This window comes from Streptomyces sp. P17 (assembly GCF_032436805.1).
Classification (GTDB): domain Bacteria; phylum Actinomycetota; class Actinomycetes; order Streptomycetales; family Streptomycetaceae; genus Streptomyces.
On the sequence record NZ_JAVRBF010000029.1, the window covers coordinates 97,648 to 104,027 of the forward strand.

Annotated in this window: 5 protein-coding genes and 1 pseudogene; 3 read left to right on the forward strand and 3 right to left on the reverse strand. The window is 65.1% G+C overall.

The features are described 5' to 3' along the window. Positions 1 to 139: 139 nt before the first annotated feature. Both RMT89_RS20270 and RMT89_RS20275 read left to right on the forward strand, forming a co-directional pair. On the forward strand, positions 140 to 724 hold the full coding sequence (locus RMT89_RS20270; RefSeq protein ID WP_315885149.1) for a hypothetical protein: 585 nt from the start codon (positions 140 to 142) through the stop codon (positions 722 to 724). A 621-nt stretch (positions 725 to 1,345) separates the two neighbouring features. Then, positions 1,346 to 2,428: a hypothetical protein gene (locus RMT89_RS20275; protein ID WP_315885150.1), complete on the forward strand. Its 1,083-nt coding sequence runs from the start codon at positions 1,346 to 1,348 to the stop codon at positions 2,426 to 2,428. Between the two features lie 108 nt (positions 2,429 to 2,536). Here RMT89_RS20275 and RMT89_RS20280 read toward each other — a convergent pair whose 3' ends face one another. Further along, positions 2,537 to 3,136 (reverse strand): toll/interleukin-1 receptor domain-containing protein, encoded by a 600-nt coding sequence (locus RMT89_RS20280; RefSeq protein WP_315885151.1) that lies wholly within the window; start codon positions 3,134 to 3,136, stop codon positions 2,537 to 2,539. Positions 3,137 to 3,525: 389 nt separating this feature from the next. Here RMT89_RS20280 and RMT89_RS20285 point away from each other — a divergent pair, with 389 nt between their 5' ends. Further along, on the forward strand, positions 3,526 to 4,491 hold the full coding sequence (locus tag RMT89_RS20285) for a restriction endonuclease (RefSeq protein ID WP_315885152.1): 966 nt from the start codon (positions 3,526 to 3,528) through the stop codon (positions 4,489 to 4,491). Positions 4,492 to 5,699: 1,208 nt separating this feature from the next. On the opposite strand, the pseudogene RMT89_RS20290 reads toward RMT89_RS20285, so the two are convergent. Next, positions 5,700 to 5,970 (reverse strand): annotated as a pseudogene (locus tag RMT89_RS20290) (transposase); the annotation flags it as partial. A gap of 5 nt (positions 5,971 to 5,975) precedes the next feature. After that, a partial coding sequence (locus RMT89_RS20295) for a CHAT domain-containing protein (protein ID WP_315885153.1) occupies positions 5,976 to 6,380 on the reverse strand: 405 nt, incomplete at its 5' end.

Below are 6,380 nucleotides of genomic sequence, written 5' to 3' on the forward strand. Positions count from 1 at the left end.
GCTGACCTCGGAGCGTACGCGACACAGTCTGCAGCGACTCCTGCGACCGCGAATCCGATCCACCAAGCACGACTTTATGGAGGCCAGCTTCCTGGGCCAGTACGCACCCCTGCGGTCACTCATGGGCAGAATCCGCAAGTTGGTTGACAAGACCGTTCTTCTCCATGGCCGCGTGGACACCCCTTCTACGCTGGCCGTCATGCGCGAAATCGAATACCGGAGCAGCAACATTCCGTTGGAGGAGTATGAACTCACCCTCGGGGACCACCGCCGTCAGCAGCAGAGCGAGGAGATCAGCGAGTCGGTTCGGCGTCAGGTCGAGGAGGACAACGCCAAATGCCGGGCAGACCCGGCGAGGGCGGAGTGTCGCCGCCAGGCGTTCGAGAACGTCGCGAAGCTGATGCAGTCCTTCAAGAAGGCAGACCACGAGATCATGCGGTGGCGTGTCCGGCTGTACTGCGGCCACATCATCGAGACCGAGGCGCACTACACGTACACCGACCCCCTCTCCGCCGGGTCATACGGCAGGCGATGCTCTGAGTGCGGGGAGGACCGGCAAACAATCGTGGCCTTCGAACCCATCGGGCTGCGTGGCGAACCACCCGAACCAACAGAATCCACACCTCCGCCGCCCCCGAAGAACCCGACACGAGCCGACCTCGAACGACGCGTTAAGACCCTCGAGAAGGAGAACGAACGCTTGCGCACGAAGCTCAGTGGCTGAGGGCCCCGACCGAAGCCACCGGGCTGACTCGCCAGCAGCGCACGGAGACCGAGCTGACGGCAACGGCGAAGATCGCCGCCGCACGGACACCCAATTCGCCCGCACAATGGCAGCTCATCGCTCCCTTCGGCGAAGACCCGGCCGCGCACCGGTCGGCGATACGCGCCATCGCCGCGTAGACACGGTCCACGTCAGCCTTCGCTCGTTCGAGCGAATTGTTTCGAACCATCCGCCGCTGACAAGCAGAACTGACACTATGCCGCCGTCGTACGTCAACCTCGAGTCGAAGGCGGGTCATTGGAACGGCAGGTCAATGAGCGGCAACTCTCGGTGCTGAAGTGGGTGGAAGACGGGTGCCCTGTCGGCGTTTGGGAGACCAGCTCCTACAAAACCACCTGTCAGGCACTGCAGAACCGCGGCCTGGTCCTGGTCTCCCGGAAGGGTGGGCAGTGGAGCGTCGCCCTGACAAGCGCCGGCCGGCACTACCTGGCGCACGGCACATACCCTCCCCGTGGATCGCGCCCGCGGAGGATCCAGGCCGCCGCTCCGCAACCCCCGTCCCCCCGAGCGCAGGAAACTCCGGCCTCCGCGCGAAAGCCAAGCCCTCTTCCACAGCGTCGCGTGACGTTCACGGAGCAGCTGCTGCAAGAGCTCGCGGAGGCAGGCGGCCAGATCGTCAAGCCCGGCAGCGGTCCGGACTCCGAGAAGTGGCCGTCCCGGATCGCCGCGGCGCGCAGATCCGGAAGGATTCCGGAGACGAAGGAGCTGTACGGGGGTTGGTCCCGTGGCGGGTACGAGATCAAGCTCGTCGACATCCTCGCCTGGCGCCTTGCCGTCCTCGAACCCGTCCCCGTGCCCGCCCGGCTCACCCGCCCGCACACCGTGGTCCGGGTCATGCAGAGCGAACAACAGCCGCTGGGCCTGACCAGGCCCGTCCAAGGACGTGCTCTCCGGCTCATCCAGGCGCTGATCACCGCTGCCGAGGCCGAAGGACACTCCTGTTCGGCGGGAGCGACCGGCTTCGCGCCCCCCTCTCATCGCCGCCGCAGAGCGTCTCCCCACTTCACCATCACCGCACAGGGCCAGACCGTGGGGTTCCTCGTCCTCCAGGAGCAGGACCGGACCGAGCACGTCGCCACCGAGAAGGAACTCGCCGACGCCAAGAAGCACTCCTGGATCAGGATCCCCCGCTTCGACTACACCCCATCCGAACGCCTCCGCTTTGTCCTCAACGGCGGCCAACCGCACCGGGCAAGCGAATGGTCCGACGCCCCCGGCCACCCCCTCGAAGAGCAGCTCGCCGAGATCGCACAGGAGGTCACCCTCCGCGGCGAAGCCGCCGAACGCAGACGTCTCGACGAGATCGAAGCCGCACGCCAGAAACGCATCCGCTGGGAAGCCGCCATGGAGGACGCCCGCATCCGGTACGCCGAGGCGTACCGTTTCAGACACTTTGAAGCGCAGGAAGCGGCATGGCGCCACGCCACCGGACTTACGGAGTACTTGAGCGCCGTACGCACGCGAGTCGAGGCCATGACCCCGGGGCAGACCAGAACCGAAGCCGAAGCATGGATCAGCTGGGCAGCATCCACCGTCGAGCGCCTCGACCCATTGCACACACCACCCCGACTGCCCGACATCCCCGAACCACGAGCCGACGACCTCAGGCCCTTCCTCGGGCACTGGAGCCCCTACGGCCCCTGACACGACACTCACCTGCCACCCACCCCGCGTCACGACTGCCCCTATGACGAGGGCCAACGCCACGGCGGGTTGGCCCCGACGAAACTCTGTGTGGTGCGCGCGGTGTAGTCAGACTTCGCCGCCCTCGTCCCACCCACATTCAGTACAACGAACTCCCGCGTACATGTCGTCTCGGACGTGATCAACGGCGCTCCAGCCCTCCAACTTCGAACTTGGAGCTCCGCACCGGGGACAGCCAACGATGACGCCGAACCCATGGAAGTACCTGTACTCCAGTCCGGACTCCTCAACCGTCCGCTGCATCGTCTTCACGAGTTCTGCTTGGGAGTCCACACCTACGAGTTCCCGAGCAGCTCGATCGACATCACCGTCAACCATGGAAACCCACATGATCGGCTCAAGGAGCGGCGGAAGCGGGGTGTCGTCGAGGACAACCGGGATGACGCGGACAGAGTCATCCCGCAGTCGCCGTGTGAGGGCGGCCTCCCACTCTGTGTTCACCCAAGGGGAATTCGAAGAGTTGGCGGACCAGAAGACCATGACGGTGTCTACGAGCCCCAGCGCCTCGTTGACCTTGCCGGGGATCCGATCCCCAGGTCGGATCTTCCATGAATCAAGCCAGACGTCCACGCCGAGCAGCCGCAATCGGGCGGCAAGTGGCGTCACTTGGGGCTTGTCGCGGTGGTTGTGAGAGATGAAGGCGTGCATGAACACAGCCTCCCACCGGGGGCTCCACCAGATAGGGGAAATCGTCAAACTGACGAGATCGTGCGTCTGGCTCGTCTCCCGCGCAGTCGACCTCACCGTCCGGGACGTGAAGGAACGCGAGCTGGACACCACCCGGCCCAACCGCTGCAGTAGGGCCAGTCCCCCGGCTCGGCCGGTCTGAAGCTGCCAGTGGGTCCAAGAAGTCTTCCAGCCTACCGAGAGGCGCCATCAGAGAACTCCGCACCACCTCATGCCGCGCATCCCGCGAAACCCGGTCTCAAGCAGCGGCAGCCGCTGCACAATCAGGTTCATAGGGTTGCGCCGTTCGGACATCGTCCAGATCGAAGCACCCCGGAGAGCGGCTCCCGCGCGGAAGGTGCAGATGACGAGTGGCCCACAACGACGCCTACCACTGGCCGCCTGAGCTTTTGGACCTGCTGATCGAACTGGTGCCCCGGCTCAACCGGAGCAAAGAAGGGGTCCTTGGATTCTTGCGGGGCGCTGGCGTCAGCGAAGACCTGCTCGCGCCCCATCGACACCAGCTCGCCGCGGACAGGTCAGCAGTCAGCAAGTACAAGATCGTTCGTGCCGTGCTCAGCCGGATCAATGAACAGGGCGATTCAGGCTTGGGCGTTCGCAGGGAGATCCTCAAACGAGCGATCGAATTCGAGGACTTCTCCACACTGTGGCCGGATGACCGTCTCCCGGCCCAGGGGCTACAAGCAAGCGTGCGACGACTCGTGAACGTCAAGGACTCATTCACGCGGATGAGCCAGGCGCATGATGAAGAGCGAGCAGCTCGCATCAAAGCACGCACAAGCGAGCTTGAGCGCCTTGCTCGACGGAAGGCAAGGTTTCAAGCACTCCGAGACCGCCTCAACGATCTGTTCAACGAAGACGACCCGAGAAAGCGAGGCACCGCCCTGGAAGGTGTGCTCAACGATCTGTTCGCAACCGAAGGCATCTTGATCAGGGAATCCTTCACGCTGCGCAGCGAGGAGGGGCATCCCGTTGAACAGATCGACGGCGCCCTCGAAGTCGACGGATCCGCGTACCTCGTAGAGATCAAGTGGTGGGGTGAGCCTGTCGAGATCAACGCGATGAGCCGCCACCTGGTACGGGTGTACGGGCGCTCGGAAGTCCGCGCCCTATTCATTTCTGCATCTGGCTTCACCGGGCCGGCCATCGAAGAGAGCGAACGCGCGCTGAACCAGCGAGTGATCGTCCTGGGCGAACTCCGGGAACTCGTTCTCCTGCTCGAACAGCAAGGTGATGTTGCGGCCTGGCTGCGCGAAAAGGTCCGCTTCGCGCAGCTCGAACGTCGTCCTCTCGCCCTGCTGGGCTCCGATTTCTGAGCACCCTACACACCATCAGAACACTCAAGCGCACAGCGTCCAGCCAGGCAGCCGTTCGCCCAATGCCGATGGCAAGGCGCTCCCCCAATGCCGTCGCTGCACACAGGGGATCCGCTGCGCATCTTCTGTCACGTCCGTGTCACAGCCCCTACAAGCGGGGTCCTGACTGTAGCTGTCCTAGCAGGTGAAAGACCTCCTGAGCCGCCTCACGGCTCCCCACTTCCAAGCCCGATTGCGTATCCACTCCCAGCATCACCTCCCCTCGCAGGCGACGACGACGGGTCTGCGGAGCAGGCGGCGTACTGGACATGGTCGAAGTGGACATGCCCGTTCCCACTTCCGGTCCGACGACGCGTCGCGTTGCCGGTACCGGGCCGCGTCGGGCGGTCAGAAACGTGAGGACGCCACAGCGATCGGCAGGCCCCTATCGGGACACGCCCCGCCGGCCCGGCACCGACAACGCACCGTCCCCAGCCCACGGCCGACACTGTGACACCGAGACACTTTGGTCAGAAACCCCGTGAGTCAGACCCCGGGCCCGGGCCAGCACCCGCCCGTCCTCCCGCCCCACTCGCCACACGGGCCTTCTGTGGTCACATCTGACCGCTAGGCAGGACCATTCGACAACTCGCGCCTACCAACGGCCGTAGGTGTCGCGCCGATCAGCCTGGCCCGTAGCCCCTCGACCCGTCGCACAAGGGGATCAGCCTTCGCGGTCGGGAGTATGGCCAGGGCGTGGGCGCTCGACGGCGGTCCCTGCTACCCGTAGTCAGTCCACACAGGCCGATGCGCTGTGCCGCGTCGCCATTCCTTCCCCAACAGGGGAGGTGGAGGCCGGGCCCGGGCGGGCGGAGAGCCGCGCGTGAAACACCAGTCCGGCATCGCGCGCTGTGTCACGGTTCCGGGTGGGAACTGTCCTTCCGAGGCAAGGGCGAGTGCATTCGAAGTACGTTTGCTGGACGGTGTGTTGGGGCCGGGCACCTGTGTGCTGACCTCCAGTCCAGATGCCCGGTTGCGGCATTGTGGCACGGCCGTTTGCACAGGACGAGGCCGCACCTGGCCCGGGGCCGGGACCACGCTGAAGACTCACCGCCAGGACCAGTCGGCGGGCCCCTTCGGGAACGGCGCGGTCCGAGGTACACGTGCTCTTGTGCCACGGTCAATTGACATCCACCCACTGCCCTCGGGGGGTGTCCCTATGACTTTGGTCAAGGGGCAATCGGGGTTGGTGGTTGGTAGAAAGTGCTGTCGCGGAGCATCGCGAAGAGGACGTCGGCTCGGCGGCGGGCGAGGCAGAGGAGTGCCTGGGTGCGGTGCTTTCCCTGGGTGATCTTCTTGTCTGTAGGTCCGCGAGGTCGGTTCGGCTAACGCGGCGAATACGGAGAGGAAGAACGCCCTCTTGAGCTGTTTGTTTCTTCTGCGGGAGGGCTGTTCGCCGCGGATCGAGGACCCGGAGTTTCTGGTCGCGGGGGCGAGGCCGGTAGTCAGGCGCCGTAGTGGACGTAAGAGGACCACACGTCAGGACGCCCGGGATTGCGGGAGCGGGCGCGACAGGCTGCCTGGTGGAGGGATCGAGCGGGTCCGGTCGCGGTGCTGAGCGTTTGATAGAAGTCCAGGGCGACCTGTGGGGCTTCCGCGTCGTAGATGGGCCACAGCGTGGCGATGACGTTGCGATAGCCGGCCAGGAGGAATGCCGAAGCAAGGGTGATGGCTTCGTCGGGCAGGACATAGCCGCCCTGCGCGGTGCTGCAGGCTGACAGGAATGCCAGATCGGCATCCAGGTCAATGCGGTTGATAGCGCTTACCGGCAGGACCCTCTCTGTCAGCCTTGGGTGAGACGCCCCGCTTCGTCGGGTTAGCCTGAGAGGGCACGACAGGAGAACCACCCC